Origin of the sequence: Corallococcus silvisoli (genome assembly GCF_009909145.1) — a bacterium.
In the GTDB taxonomy this organism is placed as follows: Bacteria; Myxococcota; Myxococcia; order Myxococcales; family Myxococcaceae; genus Corallococcus; species Corallococcus silvisoli.
Map to the genome: position 1 here is coordinate 499,425 of NZ_JAAAPJ010000008.1, position 16,373 is coordinate 515,797.

Annotated in this window: 16 protein-coding genes; 6 read left to right on the forward strand and 10 right to left on the reverse strand. The window is 69.9% G+C overall.

Annotated elements, in window-relative coordinates; translation table 11 throughout:
• Nucleotides 1-552: 552 nt before the first annotated feature.
• Genes GTY96_RS18545 through GTY96_RS18555 form a run of 3 tightly spaced genes read right to left on the reverse strand, consistent with a single transcriptional unit; the run spans nt 553 to nt 2,821 of the window.
• Nucleotides 553-1,716 carry an SDR family oxidoreductase gene (locus GTY96_RS18545; protein ID WP_201756162.1) on the reverse strand — a complete coding sequence of 388 codons (1,164 nt, stop codon included), beginning with the start codon at nt 1,714-1,716 and terminating at the stop codon, nt 553-555.
• Nucleotides 1,717-1,739: 23 nt separating this feature from the next.
• On the reverse strand, nt 1,740-2,336 hold the full coding sequence (gene coaE / locus GTY96_RS18550; RefSeq protein WP_143901416.1) for a dephospho-CoA kinase: 597 nt from the start codon (nt 2,334-2,336) through the stop codon (nt 1,740-1,742).
• A 2-nt stretch (nt 2,337-2,338) separates the two neighbouring features.
• Nucleotides 2,339-2,821 (reverse strand): hypothetical protein, encoded by a 483-nt coding sequence (locus GTY96_RS18555; RefSeq protein ID WP_143901414.1) that lies wholly within the window; start codon nt 2,819-2,821, stop codon nt 2,339-2,341.
• 264 nt (nt 2,822-3,085) lie between these two features.
• Here GTY96_RS18555 and GTY96_RS18560 point away from each other — a divergent pair, with 264 nt between their 5' ends.
• The 5 genes from GTY96_RS18560 (at nt 3,086) to GTY96_RS18580 (ending at nt 8,443) form a co-directional block, all read left to right on the forward strand.
• Nucleotides 3,086-3,466: a cytochrome c family protein gene (locus GTY96_RS18560; RefSeq protein WP_235685685.1), complete on the forward strand. Its 381-nt coding sequence runs from the start codon at nt 3,086-3,088 to the stop codon at nt 3,464-3,466.
• An 11-nt stretch (nt 3,467-3,477) separates the two neighbouring features.
• The gene (gene yihA / locus GTY96_RS18565; RefSeq protein ID WP_143901410.1) at nt 3,478-4,098 is read left to right on the forward strand and encodes a ribosome biogenesis GTP-binding protein YihA/YsxC; all 621 of its coding nucleotides are present in this window, start codon (nt 3,478-3,480) and stop codon (nt 4,096-4,098) included.
• Nucleotides 4,099-4,137: 39 nt separating this feature from the next.
• A complete protein-coding gene (locus GTY96_RS18570) occupies nt 4,138-5,799 on the forward strand; it encodes a DUF6178 family protein (RefSeq protein ID WP_161665392.1) in 1,662 nt (553 codons plus the stop codon).
• A gap of 225 nt (nt 5,800-6,024) precedes the next feature.
• On the forward strand, nt 6,025-7,308 hold the full coding sequence (locus GTY96_RS18575; protein ID WP_143901406.1) for an O-antigen ligase family protein: 1,284 nt from the start codon (nt 6,025-6,027) through the stop codon (nt 7,306-7,308).
• On the forward strand, nt 7,298-8,443 hold the full coding sequence (locus GTY96_RS18580; RefSeq protein ID WP_143901403.1) for a glycosyltransferase: 1,146 nt from the start codon (nt 7,298-7,300) through the stop codon (nt 8,441-8,443). Before GTY96_RS18575 ends, GTY96_RS18580 begins: the two co-directional genes overlap by 11 nt.
• 585 nt (nt 8,444-9,028) lie before the next feature.
• Here the strand turns inward: GTY96_RS18580 and GTY96_RS18585 are convergent.
• From GTY96_RS18585 to GTY96_RS18615, 7 genes are all read right to left on the reverse strand, one after another.
• Nucleotides 9,029-9,991, reverse strand: a complete 963-nt coding sequence (locus GTY96_RS18585; RefSeq protein ID WP_161665393.1) for an ornithine cyclodeaminase family protein — start codon at nt 9,989-9,991, stop codon at nt 9,029-9,031.
• A 326-nt stretch (nt 9,992-10,317) separates the two neighbouring features.
• A complete protein-coding gene (locus GTY96_RS18590) occupies nt 10,318-11,334 on the reverse strand; it encodes an alcohol dehydrogenase (RefSeq protein ID WP_161665394.1) in 1,017 nt (338 codons plus the stop codon).
• Between the two features lie 130 nt (nt 11,335-11,464).
• Complete coding sequence (locus GTY96_RS18595) at nt 11,465-11,632, reverse strand: hypothetical protein (RefSeq protein ID WP_161665395.1); 168 nt, start codon at nt 11,630-11,632, stop codon at nt 11,465-11,467.
• A gap of 142 nt (nt 11,633-11,774) precedes the next feature.
• Complete coding sequence (locus GTY96_RS18600; protein WP_143902149.1) at nt 11,775-12,872, reverse strand: quinone-dependent dihydroorotate dehydrogenase; 1,098 nt, start codon at nt 12,870-12,872, stop codon at nt 11,775-11,777.
• Between the two features lie 5 nt (nt 12,873-12,877).
• Nucleotides 12,878-13,870, reverse strand: coding sequence for an adenosine deaminase (gene add / locus GTY96_RS18605; protein ID WP_143901397.1), 993 nt, complete (start codon nt 13,868-13,870; stop codon nt 12,878-12,880).
• A gap of 36 nt (nt 13,871-13,906) precedes the next feature.
• Nucleotides 13,907-14,608 carry a Smr/MutS family protein gene (locus GTY96_RS18610; protein ID WP_143901394.1) on the reverse strand — a complete coding sequence of 234 codons (702 nt, stop codon included), beginning with the start codon at nt 14,606-14,608 and terminating at the stop codon, nt 13,907-13,909.
• A 25-nt stretch (nt 14,609-14,633) separates the two neighbouring features.
• Nucleotides 14,634-15,428, reverse strand: a complete 795-nt coding sequence (locus GTY96_RS18615; RefSeq protein WP_328700934.1) for a TerB family tellurite resistance protein — start codon at nt 15,426-15,428, stop codon at nt 14,634-14,636.
• Between the two features lie 90 nt (nt 15,429-15,518).
• Here GTY96_RS18615 and folD point away from each other — a divergent pair, with 90 nt between their 5' ends.
• Complete coding sequence (gene folD / locus GTY96_RS18620; RefSeq protein ID WP_143901390.1) at nt 15,519-16,370, forward strand: bifunctional methylenetetrahydrofolate dehydrogenase/methenyltetrahydrofolate cyclohydrolase FolD; 852 nt, start codon at nt 15,519-15,521, stop codon at nt 16,368-16,370.
• Nucleotides 16,371-16,373: the final 3 nt, after the last annotated feature.

The following is a 16,373-nucleotide window of genomic DNA, read 5'->3' on the forward strand; positions in this document are numbered from 1 at the left end:
CTTCTTGGGGGTGATGAACTGCCGGACGAGGGGACTGCTTGTGACGACGACTGCACGGAGAGGCACGCCGGGGGTGGCGGACCTCCCCTTACGGACCGTGGACCGCAGGTGGACAACAGCCCGATAGGAGACGCATCCCAACGCCAGAGGTCGCATTGACGACGCGGCAGGGGGCAGCGTGAAAAGGCGAGAGGGCAGGGGCGCGCGGACCTCGCGCGGGACGCTGAGACAGACCGGACAGGCGAGGCGCCACCCCCGAACCCCGGGGCGCCAACTCGAATCGCCTGTCAATCGTCTCCGGCAAGCGCTGCTCTCCAAACAACGTTCAGGTCACGGTCGTGTTCACCGCGCCGGATTCAGTGCGAGCGCATGCTAACCAGGACACTGTTTCGTTGAAAAGAGGGGGGGGCAGCAACTTTGCGTTAGCAATCCAGTAACAATTGGCAGTCTGGAATAAGCTGGGCCGTGAGCCTGAATAAACCGGGGCAGGCAGGCGGCCGGTCACGCGCGGTGGATACCGCGCCGCACCTTGCGTCCGGGCGGCATCCCTGCTCAGCGGCGCGAGCGCCGCGCGGAGGCCTCATCACCGGAGGGCAGGGGCCCGTGGTCGAGCGGATCCTCCACCTCCGCGCCCTCCCGGCGCTGCTTGTACTGTTCGCGCACGTAGGCGACGAGCTGATCCAGGTACGACGACAGCGGCGGGCAGCGCACGCCCGTGCCGTCGAGCAGCTCCAGCGTGTTGTGGCAGTTGTAGATGGCCAGGTGGTTCACGTAGCTGATGGCCGCGCGCTGGGGCCGCGCCAGCTTCTCCAGCACCGGCAGCCGCAGCATCACGTCCGCGGCGCGCGCGGACAGGTTGAAGCGCGGCAGCCGCTTGTGCGCCTTCTCCGCGATGAGCTCGTACACGCGCCGCGCGCTCATGGGGTTGGGGTCCACCAGGTGGAAGGTGCGCCCCTTCGCCCGCGCATCGCGCGACAGCCGCCACACGGCCTCCACCACGAAGTCCACCGGGACGACGTTGAGCGGCGCGACGCCGTTGCCCGGCAGGGGCAGCGGCACCACCAGCGGAGACGTGACGAGCAGGATGCCCAGGTAGTAGGGGCCCTCGAACCGGTCGATCTCCCCCGTGCGCGAGTCGCCCACCACGCTGGACGGCCGGAACACGGTGACGGGGAGCGTGGCCGCGGCCCGCTGCACCAGCCGCTCCGCCTGGAACTTCGTCTCCTCGTACGCGTTGCGGAAGGACTGGGCCCGGTCCAGTTCGTCCTCGGCGATGACGCCCACCCGGTCGCCGGACACGTAGCAGGTGGAGAAGTGGTTGAAGCGCGACAGGTTCTCGCAGTCGCGCGCCAGCTCCAGCAGGTTGCGCGTGCCGTCCACGTTCACCCGCCACGCGGTCTCCTTGGGCACCCCCAGCTGCGACACCGCCGCCAGGTGGAAGATGTCCGTCACCCGCTCGCACAGGCGCTGGTACTCCTCGCCGGACAGGCCCAGGTGCATGTCCACCGCGTCCCCGGTGAGCAGCTCCACGCGCGCGCCCTTCACCTTCGCCGCGAGCGCCTGCGCTTCCTTGAAGGCCTTGGGCTGCACCAGCGCGTAGATGTGCCCTTCCGGGTCCTCCCGCGCGATGTGCTCCACCAGCCGCTTGCCGATGAACCCCGGATAGCCGGTGATGAAGTAGGTGCCTGGCCTGTGCGTCGTCGACGTCTCACTCATGCGCGGCGCAGCATAACCGCCTGTCAGCCGCGCGCGAGCATCGCCCGCCACACGGCTTCCACCTGTGGACGGGTGGCCTCCGGCGCGCCGCTGTTGTCGATGACCCACGTCGCGTGCGCGCGCTTGTCGTCCAGCGACAGCTGCGCCTGGAGTCGCGCCTCCGCTTGTTCCGCGTCCAGCCCGTCGCGCGCCATCAGCCGCGCCTTCTGCACGTCGCGCGGCACCCACACCACGGCCACGCCCTCCATCGCCGTGTGCAGCCCCGTCTCGATGAGCAGCGGCACGTCATAGATGGCGTGGGTGATGCCCTCCGCCTCCAGCGCCTGGAGCTTCTGGAGGAACAGGGCGCGCACCTCCGGGTGCACGATGGCGTTGAGGGCGGCGCGCTCGGCGGGGTCCGCGAAGATGTGGGCGCCCAGCCGGACCCGGTCCAGCCGGCCGTCGGGACCCACCACCCCAGGGAAGCGTTCGCGGATGCGCTGGAGGCCGGGCGTGCCGGGCTCCACCACCTCACGGGCGAGCACGTCCGCGTCCAGCACGCGCGCGCCCAGCTCGCGCAACATCCGGCTCACCGTGCTCTTGCCGGAGGCGATGCCGCCCGTCAGGCCGAAGACGTGCACGGCTACTTCGCGGCCTTGGGCGTGGTGAAGACGAAGGACTGCACCGTCTTTCCGTCCTCGTTGAAGAAGATGGCCACGCCCAGCTTCACGTAGAGGAAGTAGGTGCGGAAGTCGTCGGTGAGCTTGCGCAGGTAGCAGGGGGTGGCCGGCATGGCTCCGGCCGGGCACGCGGCGCCGTAGCTGTTCTCGATGGTGTCCTTCTCGATGACGGGCGCGGGGAACACGTCGATGCGCTCCACCAGCTGGGTGGCCGGGTCCACCTTGAACTGCGTCTGGGTGGTGCCCTTGATGGCCTCCTTGGAGAAGTAGGCCAGGATCTCCTTGCCGTCCTGGGTCATGGTCCGGGACGGCTCCCCGAACTTCTTCACCACGTCCTCCTTCTTGGAGGTCCCGGGTTCAATGCCCTGCCACGGCTTGGCGGAAGCAGGCAGGGAGACAGCGACGGCGGCAACGGCGAACAAGACGGCAATCACGGGGGTCCGCATCTCGACTCCTCCCTAGCGGATCAGGCAGGCACGCCTCAAGGTCCGTTACCTCAAGCCACGCGCCTGTCCACCCGGTATTCAATCACGAACGAGACGCCTTGCCCCCTCCTGGGGCCTCTGCTACGTGCTCAAGGCATGCGTTCTCGTGCCTTCCGGGTCTTTTCCGCCCTCCTGCTCGCCGTTTGTGGCGGTCTTGCCGGTGCCGCGGACTTCACCGGCCCCGACAGCTGCAAGGGATGCCACCCGGAAGCGTACGACGCGTGGATGAAGTCCAAGCACGCCCGGGCCACGGAGACGCTGGCGGAGGGGCAGAAGAAGGACGCGCGCTGCCTGTCCTGCCACGCGCCGGACCAGTCCGAGCAGTCGCTCACGGCCGTCACCTGCGAGACGTGCCACGGGGGCGGGCAGTACTACTCGCCGTCCTACGTGATGAAGGACCCGGAGCTGGCGCGGCTGGTGGGGTTGGTGGACCCGTCGGAGAAGCAGTGCCGCACCTGCCATGACGCCTCGTCTCCCTCGCTGCGCCCGTTCGACTTCAAGGAAGCGCTGAAGGCCATCGACCACTGGTCCGCCGAACGCGCTCGCAAGCAGACCCGCGCGGACGCGGCCCCCTCCACGCCGGCTCCTGCCACGGCGAAGAAGTAAGTGACCCCCGCTTGATAAAGATCCTCGACTCCCGCTTCGTCACCACCGCCGTGGAGCTCAAGGGCCTGCCCACGGACCACGCCGCGGAGGTGGCCTTCGTCGGCCGCTCCAACGTGGGCAAGTCGTCCATGATCAACGCCCTGACGAACCGGCGGAAGCTGGTGCGCGTGTCCAACACGCCCGGGCGCACCCGCACCCTCAACTTCTTCGACGTGGACCTGGACCGCGACGGGCAGCGCCACACGGTGCGCCTGGCGGACCTGCCCGGCTACGGCTTCGCCAAGGCGAGCAAGGCGGACAAGGCCCAGTGGCAGGCGATGATCACCTCCTACCTGAAGAACCGGCACCGGCTGGAGGTGGTGGTGAGCATCATCGACGCGGAGGTGGGCCCCACTCCGGAAGACCTCCAGACGCTGGACTATCTGCAGGAGCACAACCGCCGCATCCTCGTCGTGGCCACCAAGGTGGACCGGCTGACGAAGGCGCAGCGCAAGCCCCGGCTGCACGCGGTGGCCGCGCAGCTGGAGCTGCCCCGCGAGGCGGTGATCCCGTTCTCCTCCACCGAAAAGCTGGGCGTGGAGGAGGTGTGGGGCACGCTGCTGGACACCTTCGGCAAGGCCACCCGCGTCTGAGTCTCCCGGGGCCGGGCACGCTGTGGTAGCACCCCCGGCGTGTCCCAGAACGGCAAGACGAACGGTGGTGTTTCGCCCCTCGCTCCCCGCGAGGAGCGTCAGCGGTTGATGCGCCTGTCCCCGCGCCAGCGGGTGGCGGCGCTCTACGACGCGGAGGATACGCCCGCGCTGGTGCGCTCGCTGCCAGCGGAGGACCTGTACGTCACCATCCAGGAGGTGGGGCTGGCGGACACGACGGACCTCGTGCAGCTGGCGTCGCCCGCGCAGTTCCGCACCTTCGTGGACCTGGGCGGCTGGTCGAAGGACAAGCTGGAGCCGCACGCGGTGCTCACCTGGCTGCGCGCCGCGCGCGGGGATGAACCCGAGGACTTCCTGCGCAAGGTGCACGCGGTGGACCTGGAGGTGGTGGAGACGCTCCTCAAGGAGTTCACCGTCGTCCACGACCTGGAGGAGAACCCGGACGTCAACCCGCAGGGCGTGACGATGGAGACCCCGGAGGGGCGCTACCTGGTGGAGCTGAAGGTGGACGGCGTGGAGATGTCCGCCATGCGCGCGCTCCTCAACGACCTCATCGCGGAGAACCCCTTCGAAGCGGTGCGCCTCTTCGAGGCCGTGCGCTGGGAGATTCCCTCCGAGCTGGAGGAGACCGCGTTCCAGTTCCGCCGCGCGCGCCTGTCCGACCTGGGCTTCCCGTCGCTGGAGGACGCCCTGGCGCTCTTCAGCCGCGTGGACGTGCCGCCGCGTCCCTCGAGCAACGCCGCCCCCGCGCTCACCGCCACGGGCGGCCACCTGGACTACCTGGAGGCCGCCTTCCGCGACCTGTCCGACGTGGAGCGGATGAACGCGGAGGATGAGCTGCGCGAAGTGGCCAACGCGGTGCTCGTCGCGGAGCTGGGCGACCCGGGCGACCTGGACGCCGTGCGCCGCGTGGGCGAATGGGTGCGCGACTACCTGTCGCTGGGCCTGGAGCACCTGACGGGCGGCGACCCGTCCAAGGCGCCGGAGGCGCTGCGCGACACGCCCCTGCGCCGCGTCTTCCAGGTGGGCTTCACGCTGACGCTCCAGCTCAAGTACCGCGCGGACCGCCTCTTCAAGGCGCCCTTCGTGAAGCTGGACGACGTGCCGCTGGTGCTCCCCGAGGAGGCCGCCGCGCTGGAGGCCCTGCGGCGCAAGCGGCCCCGCCGCGCGCTGCGCGTGCCCGGCGCGGAAGCGGTGCCGTTCCGCTCGCTCCGGGAGGTGGCCGGTTCGGAGGTGCTGCTCGCGCGCGCCGAGGGCCAGGTGGCGGCGCTGGGCGCGCTGCTGGGCGGCTCCGACGGCGCGGCGCGCACGGTGCTGGCCCGCTTCGGCGTCTCGCTGGATGTGCTGGGCGTGGAGCGGCTGTGGGCGGCGGGCGTCGCCATGGCCGTGCTGGAGGAGCGCGTGGACGTGCGGCCCGTGCCCCTGGGGCGCACGGTGGAGCTGGGCCAGCGCCTCTTCGAAGGCACGCCGGATTCGCCTCGCCTGCGCCCGAGCGCGGCGGAGCGCGCGGTGGCGACGCTGTCGCCCGCGGTGCCGGAAGGCGCGCGCGAGGAGCTGCGTCGGGTGGTGAACGTCACGCTGGTGCGGCTGCTGTCGGAGCTGGGGTCGCCGTGGCTTCGCGAGGGGCGCCTGGACTTGATCGCCTCCGCGGTGCTTCCGATGGAGAGCGCGCCAGTCCCGTAGCTTTTTCAGCCTTGCCCGGCCCGTCGGTCCGGGAGCCTCACGCAACCCCCTGAAGATCCAGGCATCCAGCGCCCCCGGCCTCTGGCACGTCCGCTGCTTTGCCCCTTGCCCGCCAGCCGTCTGCTGTTCGCCAGCTGTTCGCGAACAGCCGACAGCCGGACATCCACGAGGGCCAGGGGCACGCGTGTGACGGGACGAGCGACCGACAGCGAAGGGGTGGGGTACATGGGACCGGGCGCGCAGGGGCAGCGTCGCGACGTGCTGGCTTTCTTCATGCTCGCGGGGTTCGCGGCGGTGATGTACGCGGTGCCGGGTGAGTGGCTCCCGGCGTTGGAGCCGCTGCGGCTCGCGCTGCTGACGTCGGGCCTTGCGGCCGGGCTGATGGTGATGCGGCGGCTGGGCAAGGCGGAGCCGATCTATTTCGACGGCGCGCGCGGCATCGCGCTGCTGGCGTTCTCCTCATTGGCGTTCTGCTCGATGGCGTGGAGCGTGAACCCGGAGGTGACGCGCGGACAGGGCGTGGAGCTGCTGAAGCTCACGGCCATCTATCTGACGCTCGTCAACGTCATCACCACGGGCAAGCGGCTGGCGGTGGTGTGCGGCGCGATGGTGCTGGGCGCCATCGTGACGTCCATTGGCGTCATCAATTGGTACCTCGTCGGCGAGAACATGGTGGAGGGCTTCCGGTCGCGCTGGGTGGGCGTGTACGCGGATCCCAACCACATGGCGATGAACATGGTGCTGGTGGTGCCGCTGGCGGTGGCGTTCCTGGCGCGCAAGAGCACCCCTTGGGTGTTCCGCGTGCTGTGCGCGGGGTCCGCGGTGCTGGCGGTGGTGGCCATCGTGCTGTCGCACTCGCGAGGCGGCTTCATTGGCCTGTCGGTGGCGATGGCGCTGTGGGCCATCCGCGAGAAGCGCCGCCTGCAGGCCATCGTGCTGGGCAGCGTGTTCGTGCTGGGCCTGGCGGTGTTCGCGCCCAAGAGCTTCTGGGAGCGCAACGAGACGGTGGCGGACTTCCACGAGGACGCGTCCGCCATGGGCCGCGTGTATGCGTGGCAGGTGGCCAGCCGCATCAGCCTGGACAAGCCGCTCCTGGGCGTGGGCGCGGGCGGCTTCCGCTACGCGTGGTTCGAGTACGCGCCGCCGGAGGCGCACCGGGCCTACGTGGCGCACAACATCTTCCTCGACGTCATCGGGGAGCTGGGGTGGGTGGGCCTCCTGTGCTTCCTGGTGTTCTCGGGCGGGGCCGTGGGCGGCGCGGTGGCCGCGTCGGCGGACTCGGAAATGGGGTGGCTGGCGCGCGCGCTATCGGCGTCCGTGGCCGGCTACCTCATCTGTGACTTGTTCTCGGGCTACATCCTGTCCGCGCATTGCTACGTGCTCTTCGGCCTGGCCGCGAGCGCGCACCGCATCGCGCAGGCACGGGAGCGGGCCCTGGCGGTGGGGAGGCAGCCGGTCTTGAAGCAGACGCCGGTCGCCACGTGGGAGGGGACTGGGCATGCGGCGTGAGGAAGCACGGATGGGGCGGGAGCCCCTCCGACTGGTGCAATTCACACGGTCGTTCCACATTGGCGGCACCGAGGTCCAGGTGCTGGAGCTGCTGCGGGGCCTGCCCCCCAGCTACCGTTTGCAGGTGTCGGTGCTGGAGGACGCCGGGCCGCTGATGGGCGCGGTGTGGAAGCTGGGCCACGCGCCGGAGGTGTTCTCCCTCAAGGGAACGCTCGTCCAGCCCAACACGGCGCTGCAGGTCGTCCGCCTGTCTCGCTGGCTCAAGAAGAACCGCGTGCAACTGGTGCACGTGCACGACTTCTACTCCAGCATCATCGCCGTGCCGGCCGCGAAGCTCGCGGGCTCGAAGGTCATCGTCGGGCGCCTGGACCTGTCCCACTGGCAGGGCAAGGCCCGCCGCCTGCTGCATACGCAGGTGACGCGCATGGCGGACCACGTCATCGCCAACGCGGAGGCCATCCGCACGCTGCTCATGAACGAGGAGGGGCTGCCCTCCTCGCGCATCTCCGTCATCCACAACGGCCTGGACCTGCAGCGCTTCGACGCGCGCGTCGCCGAAGGCCTCAAGGATCCGCTTCCAGACACCGGCGGCCTGCCCACCGTGGTCCATGTGGCCAACATGAGCCACCCCGTGAAACGGCAGGAGGACCTGCTCCTCGCGCTTGCCATGCTGCGTCATGAGGGCGCGCGGCTGAACGCGTGGTTCGTGGGCGACGGCCCGCGCCGACCGGGGCTGGAGAAGATGGCGCACGACCTGGGAGTGTCGGATGGCGTGCACTTCCTCAAGCACCGCACGGACGTGCCAGCCCTCTACGGGCGGGCCACCTTCGGCGTCCTGTGCTCCACCGCGGAGGGCATGTCCAACGCGGTGATGGAGGGCATGGCGGCGGGGCTGCCCATGGTCGTGACGCGGGTGGGCGGCAATCCGGACCTCATCGTGCACGGCGAGCGAGGGCTCCTGGTGGAGCCCGAGCGGCCCGCGCAGCTGGCCCAGGCCTTCCGCCGGCTGCTCGCCCAACCCCAGGAGGCACGGAAGATGGGCAAGGCCGCCCGCGCCTTCGTCGCCCGGGAGCTGACCCTGGAGAAGATGGTGCGCCAGCATGACGCGCTGTACCGTCAGGTGGCAGAACTGTAATTCCGCTGAAACCCGCCCCCGGGGGCCGGGGAAATGTCAGACCGATGTGGAAAATCCACGCCCGTCCTCAAGCAATTGGGGGCGGGCGCGTTCGTAGGAAAGGGGAGGCATTCCGCCCTGTGGCACCCCGTGTGTGCAGGTTATAGATGGGAATAGCTCGATTTTCGTGGAGATTGATGGGAAGGGTGTGGTAATGGCGCCTCGGGTGTTGCCGGTGACGGCGGGCGTGCGCACCCTGAGGGGCCCTGATCAGGCGGGGAAGGAATCACCGCGGATGAGCAAGGGTTTTGAAGGAAACGGACGCTGAGCGCGGGGCCCGGAAACACGGGACGCGGGGCGTAGGGTGGACACATGAAGGTGGCGCGAGGTGGGCCAGAGGCCGCTTCGCATCCGCCGCGACTTTACGAGGCCCTGCCAGTCGGCACGCGGCCCGGGGCGCTCGCCGGTAAAACTCCAAGGTGCCGGCGAGCGCTCTATTTTTTCATCTCACTGAAACACAGCCGGGCGTCCTGACGGGTCCCTCCCAGGCGGGGGACGTCCGAGGTGGGAGCTCCAGGGGGCTCCCCTGGGGGGCTCCCGCGGGCCTCAGGCGTCCTCGACGAGGTCGAACTTCTGGCCGACTCCCTTCGCGAGGGCCACGTCGTAGAGCGCGCGGGCCAGCGCCACGTCCTGCACGGCGAGACCGGTGGAGTCGAAGACGGTGATTTCGTCGCCGGTGCGGCCCGGCTTGCGGCCCGCGACGACCTCGCCCAGGGTGCCGGCGAGCTGCCCGGCCTGGAGCAGGCCGTCGTGCAGCGGCACGTTGACCTCTCCGGAGTGCAGCGCCTGCTCCGCGTCGTCGATGAAGACGCGCCCTTCGACGAGCAGGCGCGGATCCAGCTCCTGCTTGCCGGGGGCGTCCGCGCCCATGGCGTTGAGGTGGGCGCCGGGCTGGACCCACTCGCGGCGGACCACCGGAGCGCGTGCGGGCGTGGCGGAGCAGACGATGTCGGCGCCAGAGGCCTCCTGGAGGCTGACGACGCGGCCGCCCTTCTCCTTCTGAAGGGCCTCCGCGGCCTGGGAGGACACGTCCGCCAGCAGCAGCTCCAGGTCGCCGAAGAGGGCGCGGTGCGCGTCGATGAGGACACGGGCCTGCACGCCGCAGCCCACCAGCCCCAGCGTGCGGGGCTGCTTCCGGGCCAGGTACTTGGACGCGATGCCGCCCGCGGCGCCGGTGCGCCACGCGGTGAGCAGCGTGCCGTCCAGGATGGCCAGCGGGGACGCGGTGTCCGGATCGCTGAGGACGTAGACGGCGCGCACCGTGGGCAGGCCGTGCTTGCGCGGGTTGTTCGGATGGGCGTTGACCCACTTCACGCCCGCCGCCCCGTCGAGGAACGCGGGCATGGCGCGGAAGTCGCCGTCATATTTGGGCAGGGACAGGTACACCTTGGGGGGCATCAGCGCGTCGCCGCGACCGTGGGCCCGGAAGGCGCGTTCAACCGCTTCCAGTCCGAGTTCGACGGTGTAGAGGCCGCGCAAGTCCTTGGCACTGAGGAGGAGGGTGGGCATGGGCGCCGCTATACCCAAGCGCCTGGGCCCGCGCACGCGCCGAATCGACGGTCCCAGGTCCGTGTAGGCCCGCGCCGCAGGGCCCGGCCCGGCGCGCCGGTGTCTGCGATTGTCTTCCCGCGAGATCGCAGGCCCGAGGATTTCCGCCCGGGGGGAGGGCGGGGACGCTCGAAAGGCATCCGGAGGCTGTGCGCCACTGAGCAGGTTTGCAGGTGCGCAAGTTCGGAATGACCAGGGCGGGGGAGGCTGGGGTGGATGAAGACCTCCCGGTGCCATTGCCGAGGCGCGGAGGGCGGCGCGGCCCTCCGCGCGCAGGGGGGCTGTGTTCAGCGCATCTTGAGCACCACCCGGAAGCGAGCGTGGTTGCTCATCATCCGCTCATAGGCATCCGCCGCTCGGTCGAGCGGAAACACCTCGTTGCGTGAGCGCACCCCGGAGAGCGCGCTGAACGCCAGGGTGTCCTGCGAGTCCTGGGGGTTGCCGCTGGGCCAGCCCTGGACGCGCTGGCGCTTCATGATCAGCCGAGGGCTCTGGATGGGAATGGGCTCCGCGCCCGCTCCCAACAGCAAGAGGGTGCCGTTGCGTCCCAGGCCGCCAATCAGCTCTCCCGCGAGGCGGCTGCTCGAGGCGGTCATCATGATGACGCGCGCCCCACCCAGTTTCTGCAACGCCTTGGCCACGGGGCCCTGCTCCGTGTCGACGTACTCGTGCGCGCCGAGTTCGAGCGCGAGAGGTCGCTTGTCCGCCCCACGCGAGATGGCGACGGTGCGGTAGCCAAGCTTTCGGGAGAACTGGATCGCCAGATGGCCCAGTCCGCCAATCCCTTGCACCGCCACCAGATCCCCAGGTCGGACGTCCATGTTCCGCAAGGAGTTGAACGTCGTCACTCCCGCGCAGAGCAGGGGCGCGACGTCCTGCGAGTTCATTCCGTCAGGGACTCGGGCGAGCGCTTCCTGGGGGGCGATCATGTATTCGGCGTAGCCACCGTCGTAGCTGATGCCACACACTTGCTCGAACTCGCAGGTGATGAAGTCGCCCACCCGGCAGGCGGCACACTGGCCGCAGTGTCCGCCGTGCCAGCCCACCCCGACGTGCTGCCCTTCCTTCCAGGCGGTCACTCCAGCGCCCACCCGGTCGATGCGACCCACCACCTCATGGCCCGGCACGCGCGGGTATTGGATGGGCATCCCGCCTTCCTTGGTGAGGGAGTCGCTATGGCAGACGCCACACGCCTCCACCGCGAGGCGTACCTGCCCTGGACCGGGCTCGGGGATATCGCGCTCGATGAGTTCGAGCGGGCCTCCGGCCTGCCGCACCTGCACTGCTTTCATCTTCCTGGCCATCGCGTCTCCCGCGTGTGTGAAGGACGCGGGTGAATATGAGCAGGCCCGCGGGTCTCGACGGATGACGCCAGGGCAGGGATCGAGCGCTCGCGGGGCTGACGGCATGGGCAGGCCCAGCGGCGCGGTCGCTTCAGCGCCACCACCAGGCCGTCGCGGCGAGCAGGCTCCCCGCCACGGAGAGGACCACCCACTTGCGCCAGGATGACAGCGCGGGCCGGGGCGCCTCCACGGTTGTGGGCCGCACCGGGGCGCGGAAGCGCTCCGGCGGTGGGGATGCGTCGCGGGCGGTGAGCCGCACTGGCCATCATCGCCCGGAGCCCATCCCGAGTCTCCAGTGTTCCAAGACAGACACGGAGCCGGTGCCAGAGGGCACCGTCGCCGCGTCCTGCCCTGGAGGGCAGGGGGACCGCCTGGACCCGAGCGAAGCGGCGTGCGCGCCGCTACGCCGGAGACGCGGGCCCACCCTCGCGCGCGTCCACGCCAATCACGTCGCGAACGGAGGCGAAGCCGTCGCGGGCCAGCAGGGCCCCCAGGTCCTGGAGGATGCGCCCCACCATCCCCGGACCCTCATAGATGAAACCCGTGTACACCTGCACCACGGTGGCACCTGCCCGCAGCTTCTCGTAGACGTCCTGGGCGGTGAACACGCCGCCCACGCCGATGAGGGGCAGGGCGCCCCGGCTGCGCTGGTACGCACGGCGGATGACGGCGTTGGACAGCTCGCGCACGGGGGCGCCGGACAGGCCGCCGGCCTCCTTCGCGTGCACGTGCTCCAGGGGGCGGGTGAGGGTGGTGTTGGTGGCGATGAGGCCGGACAGCCCGCGCGCCAGGGCCACGTCCACGACCTCGTCCACGGCCTCTGGCGTCAGGTCCGGGGCGATCTTCAGGAACAGCGGCGTGCCCGGGGCCACCCGCTCCATCCGCTCCCGCACTGCGAGCAGCAGCGCGGAGAGCTGCTCCGGCTCCTGCAGCTTGCGCAGGCCCGGCGTGTTGGGCGAGGACGCGTTGACGACGACGTAGTCTCCCAGCGGCGCGAGCGAATCCACGCACGCCACGTAGTCGTCCACCGCGCGCTCCAGCGGCGTGTCCTTGTTCTTGCCGATGTTCACGCCCAGCGGCCCGGGCTTCCACGCGCGGGCCTTCAGGCGCTCCGCCGCGGTGGACGCGCCGTGGTTGTTGAAGCCCATGCGGTTGATGACCGCGCGGTGTTCAGGCAGCCGGAACAGGCGCGGCTTCGGGTTGCCCGGCTGGGCCAGGGGCGTGACGGTGCCAATCTCCACCGCGGAGAATCCGCACGCGAACAGGCCGTCCACGGCCTCCGCGTCCTTGTCCAGCCCGGCGGCGAGCGCCACCGGGTGGGCGAACTTCAGCCCCGCCAGGTCCACGGACAAATCCATGGGCGCCTGGCGCAGCGTGCGCTCGCGCATGGCCCGGCAGCGGGAGGGCCACTTCCCCAGGGCCGCGAGGCCGGACATGCCCAGCCGGTGCGCGGGCTCCGGGGGAAGCGTGAACAACAGTGCGCGGGTCAGGCCGTACATGTTGGTCAGGCGGGGATGAAGGACGCTTCGCGCGCCCACGCGAGCGCCTGATCCACCTGTTCGGTGGTGAGCAGGCCGTTGGACTCGACGATCTCAATCTCCCGCCGCATGTCCGTCTCCAGCAGGTAGGGGCCGTCCGTGTTGATGGTGAACTTCACCTTGCGGTCCCAGAACGTCCGCATGATGTGCTTGAGCTCGTCCAGGTCCGCCACGGCCTTGGTGTGGATGTTGGACGTGGGGCACAGCTCCAGCGTGATGTTGTTCTCACGCAGGACCTTCATCGCGGACTCGTCGTAGGCGGCGCGGATGCCATGGCCGATGCGGTTCGGCTTGAGCTTCTCCACCACCGCCATCAGGCCCTCGGCGCCCGTGCCGGCCGTCTCGCCGGTGTGCACCGTGCACTTGAGGCCGCCCTTGCGCGCGCGGGCGTAGAGGTCCTCGTACTGCGCGAGCGCGGGCTTGTGCTCCATCGCGTCGCGCTCCGTGCCGGCCAGGTCGATGCCGTACACGCCGCGCGTGCGGTACTTGATGGCCTTCTCCACGATGATGCTGTTGAGCTTGTGGTCGAACTCGCGGGCCAGGCAGAAGATGAGGCCCACCTTCACGCCGTACTCCAGCACCGCGCGGTCCATGCCCCGGAGCGCGGCGTGGATGATGTGGTCCAGGTCCAGCTCGCTGGAGAGGTTGCGCTTCATCGGGTTGAAGCGCAGCTCGATCTGCGTGACGCGGCTGCCCCGGTACTCCTTGCCAATCACCTCGTAGACGGAGCGCTCGATGGCGCTGGGAGAGGATTGGATCTTCTCCGTCCAGGTGTGGAGGATCTTCAGGTAGTCGTCGAGGCTGCCCACCTTGCCCGGACGGGAGGTGATGAGCTCCACGAAGTCGAAGTAGTTCTTGACGGGGAGCTTGAAGCCCTGCTGGTGGGCAATGGACCACAGGATGTGCGGGGCCACCGCGCCACCCACGTGGATGTGGAGGTCAATGAGGTCGCGAACCATGGCGGCATGTATGCACAGCCCCGGGCACGCGTAAAGCTATCGACGCAGCAGCACGTAGACGGCGCCGGCCCCGCCGTCCTGCGGACGTGCGGTGGCGAACGCCAGCACCATCCGCTCCAGGCGCTTCTGGGACAGCCACCCGCGGACCGCGTCCTTGAGCACCGGGACCTGATCCTTGGAATTCAGGCCGCGCCCGTGGACGATGAGCACGCAGCGCTTCTTGGCGCGGCGGCTGTCGGACAGGAAGCGCTCGACGTGGGCCTGGGCCTCCCGCTGCGTCTTGCCGTGCAGGTCCAACCGGTCCTGGACGGAGAAGTCGCCCCGGCGCAGCGAGCGCAGCAGGTTCGGGTCCACGCCCGGGGAGGCGCCCTCGAAGGACTCATCCGAGCCCGTCATGGAGAGGGGCCCGTCGCCCGCGACCAGGTCGGACAGCTGCGCCAGCGCCTCCGCGTTGTCGTCGATGAGCTCGGGCAGGCGCGGGTTCGTCTTGGGGGCTTCCCCTCGGTTGGTGATCTGCTGCACGCCGTCCATGGCGGAGAAGAAGAGGCCCACGTCGTCGTCGTCGGGGCGGGCCTTGGGGGCCTTCACCGGCTTGGAGACGGCCTTCTTCTTCGCGGCCTCCGCGGCGGCGGCGGCCTGCTGCTCCTGCTTCTGGTGGTCCTGGAGCGTCTTGATGGCGGACTTGAACGGGTTGTTCTGGAACTCCGCTTCCTTCTTCTTCGGGGGACGCTGGCTCATGGGGGTACCTGTCTTCTAACCCGGGCTACAGGCCGCGCTGGCGGCGGATTTCCTCGTACGCGTCGCGAACGGCCTGGAACCGGCGGGCGGCCTGCTCGGCGGCCTTGGGGCCCAGGTGGCTGGCCTTGTCCGGGTGGTGGGCGGCGGCGAGCTTGCGGTAGGCGGTCTTCACCTCCGCGTCGGTGGCTTCAGCGGTGAGGCCCAGGGCCTCGTAGTGGGAGGTCGCGTCGCCCAGGTGTTGTTGGGCGAGGGCCTGGACCTTGGCGTCCGGGAGGTCCAGGCCGTCGGCCATGCGCTTCAGGGCCTCGCGTTCGGAGCGCTGGAGGGGGCCGTCCGCGAGCGCCATCTCGTAGAGCGCGTCCAGCAGGCGGAGCCGTTCGCCAGAAGGCAGGGTGTCCAGGCAGGAGGCGAGGGCGGCGGGCGCGTCCAGGGAGGCGGGGCGGCTGAGGAAGTCCTTGAGGTGGCGGCGGACGGCCTGGACGGTGTGGGCGTCGGCGTGGAGGACCTCCTCGAAGTAGCGGCGGACCTCGCGGACCTCCTCGCGGCGCATGTCGCCGTCGGCGCGGGCCACGTCCACGAAGAGGGCGACGACGTCCCGGTCGAGCGGTTCGTCCTCGGGGGCCTGGACGATGGGGAACTCGCCTGGGCCCTGGGTGAGGGGGGCGGGCGGGGGCGGCTCGAAGGGGGCGGGGAAGTCGCTGAACAACTCCGGGAAGTCCGGGGGCGCGGCGTGCTGTTCGTCGAAATAATGCCCCACGGCCACGCCCGCGATGAGGGCGAGCACGATGGCCCAGGGCCCACCGATGAGGAGGCCGGCCATGAGTCCCAACATCGCCCCGAGAACTTTTCCCGCGCCCATACCGTCGCTTCGCTCCCTTGTTCCGGCCCAGTTTTGCATAAGGTGCGCCGCATGACGGCCCAGTTGATTGACGGCAGGGAAGTGGCGGCGCGCGTTCGGGCGGAAATCAAGGAGGAGGTGACGCGCCTGAAGGCGGAGCGCGGCATCACCCCTGGACTCGCCGTGGTGCGCGTGGGTGAGGACCCGGCGTCGAAAATCTACGTGACGGGGAAGAAGAAGGCCGCCGGGGAGGTGGGCTTCAACTCCTGGGAGCACCACCCGGACGAGAACATCACCCAGGAGGAACTCCTGGCGCTGGTGTACCAACTGAACGAGGACCCGGCGGTCCACGGCATCCTGGTGCAGTTGCCGCTTCCCAAGCACCTGGACGCGGACGCCATCATCGCCGCGGTGAGGCCGGAGAAGGACGCGGACGGCTTCCACCCGATGAACGCGGGCAACCTGCTGCTGGGCCGGCCGGCGACGCGCGCGTGCACGCCCTACGGCGTGATGCGGCTGTTGGAAGAGGTGGGGTGCAATCCGGCGGGCAAGCGCGCGGTGGTGGTGGGCCGCAGCAACATCGTGGGCAAGCCCCAGGCGCTGATGCTGCTCCAGAAGGACGCGACGGTGACGGTGTGCCACCGCAAGAGCGACCTGCCCGCGGAGGTGGCGCAGGCGGACATCCTGGTGGTGGCGGTGGGCGTGCCGGAGCTGGTGAAGGGCGCGTGGATCAAGCCCGGCGCGGTGGTGATTGACGTGGGGATGAACCGCAAGGCGGACGGCAAGCTGGTGGGCGACGTGGAGTTCGCCGCGGCGGCCGAGCGCGCCTCGTTCATCACTCCGGTACCCGGAGGCGTGGGGCCGATGACCATCGCCATGCTGATGAAGAACACGCTGGAGGCCGCGCAGCGCGGCGTGAAGTGACTT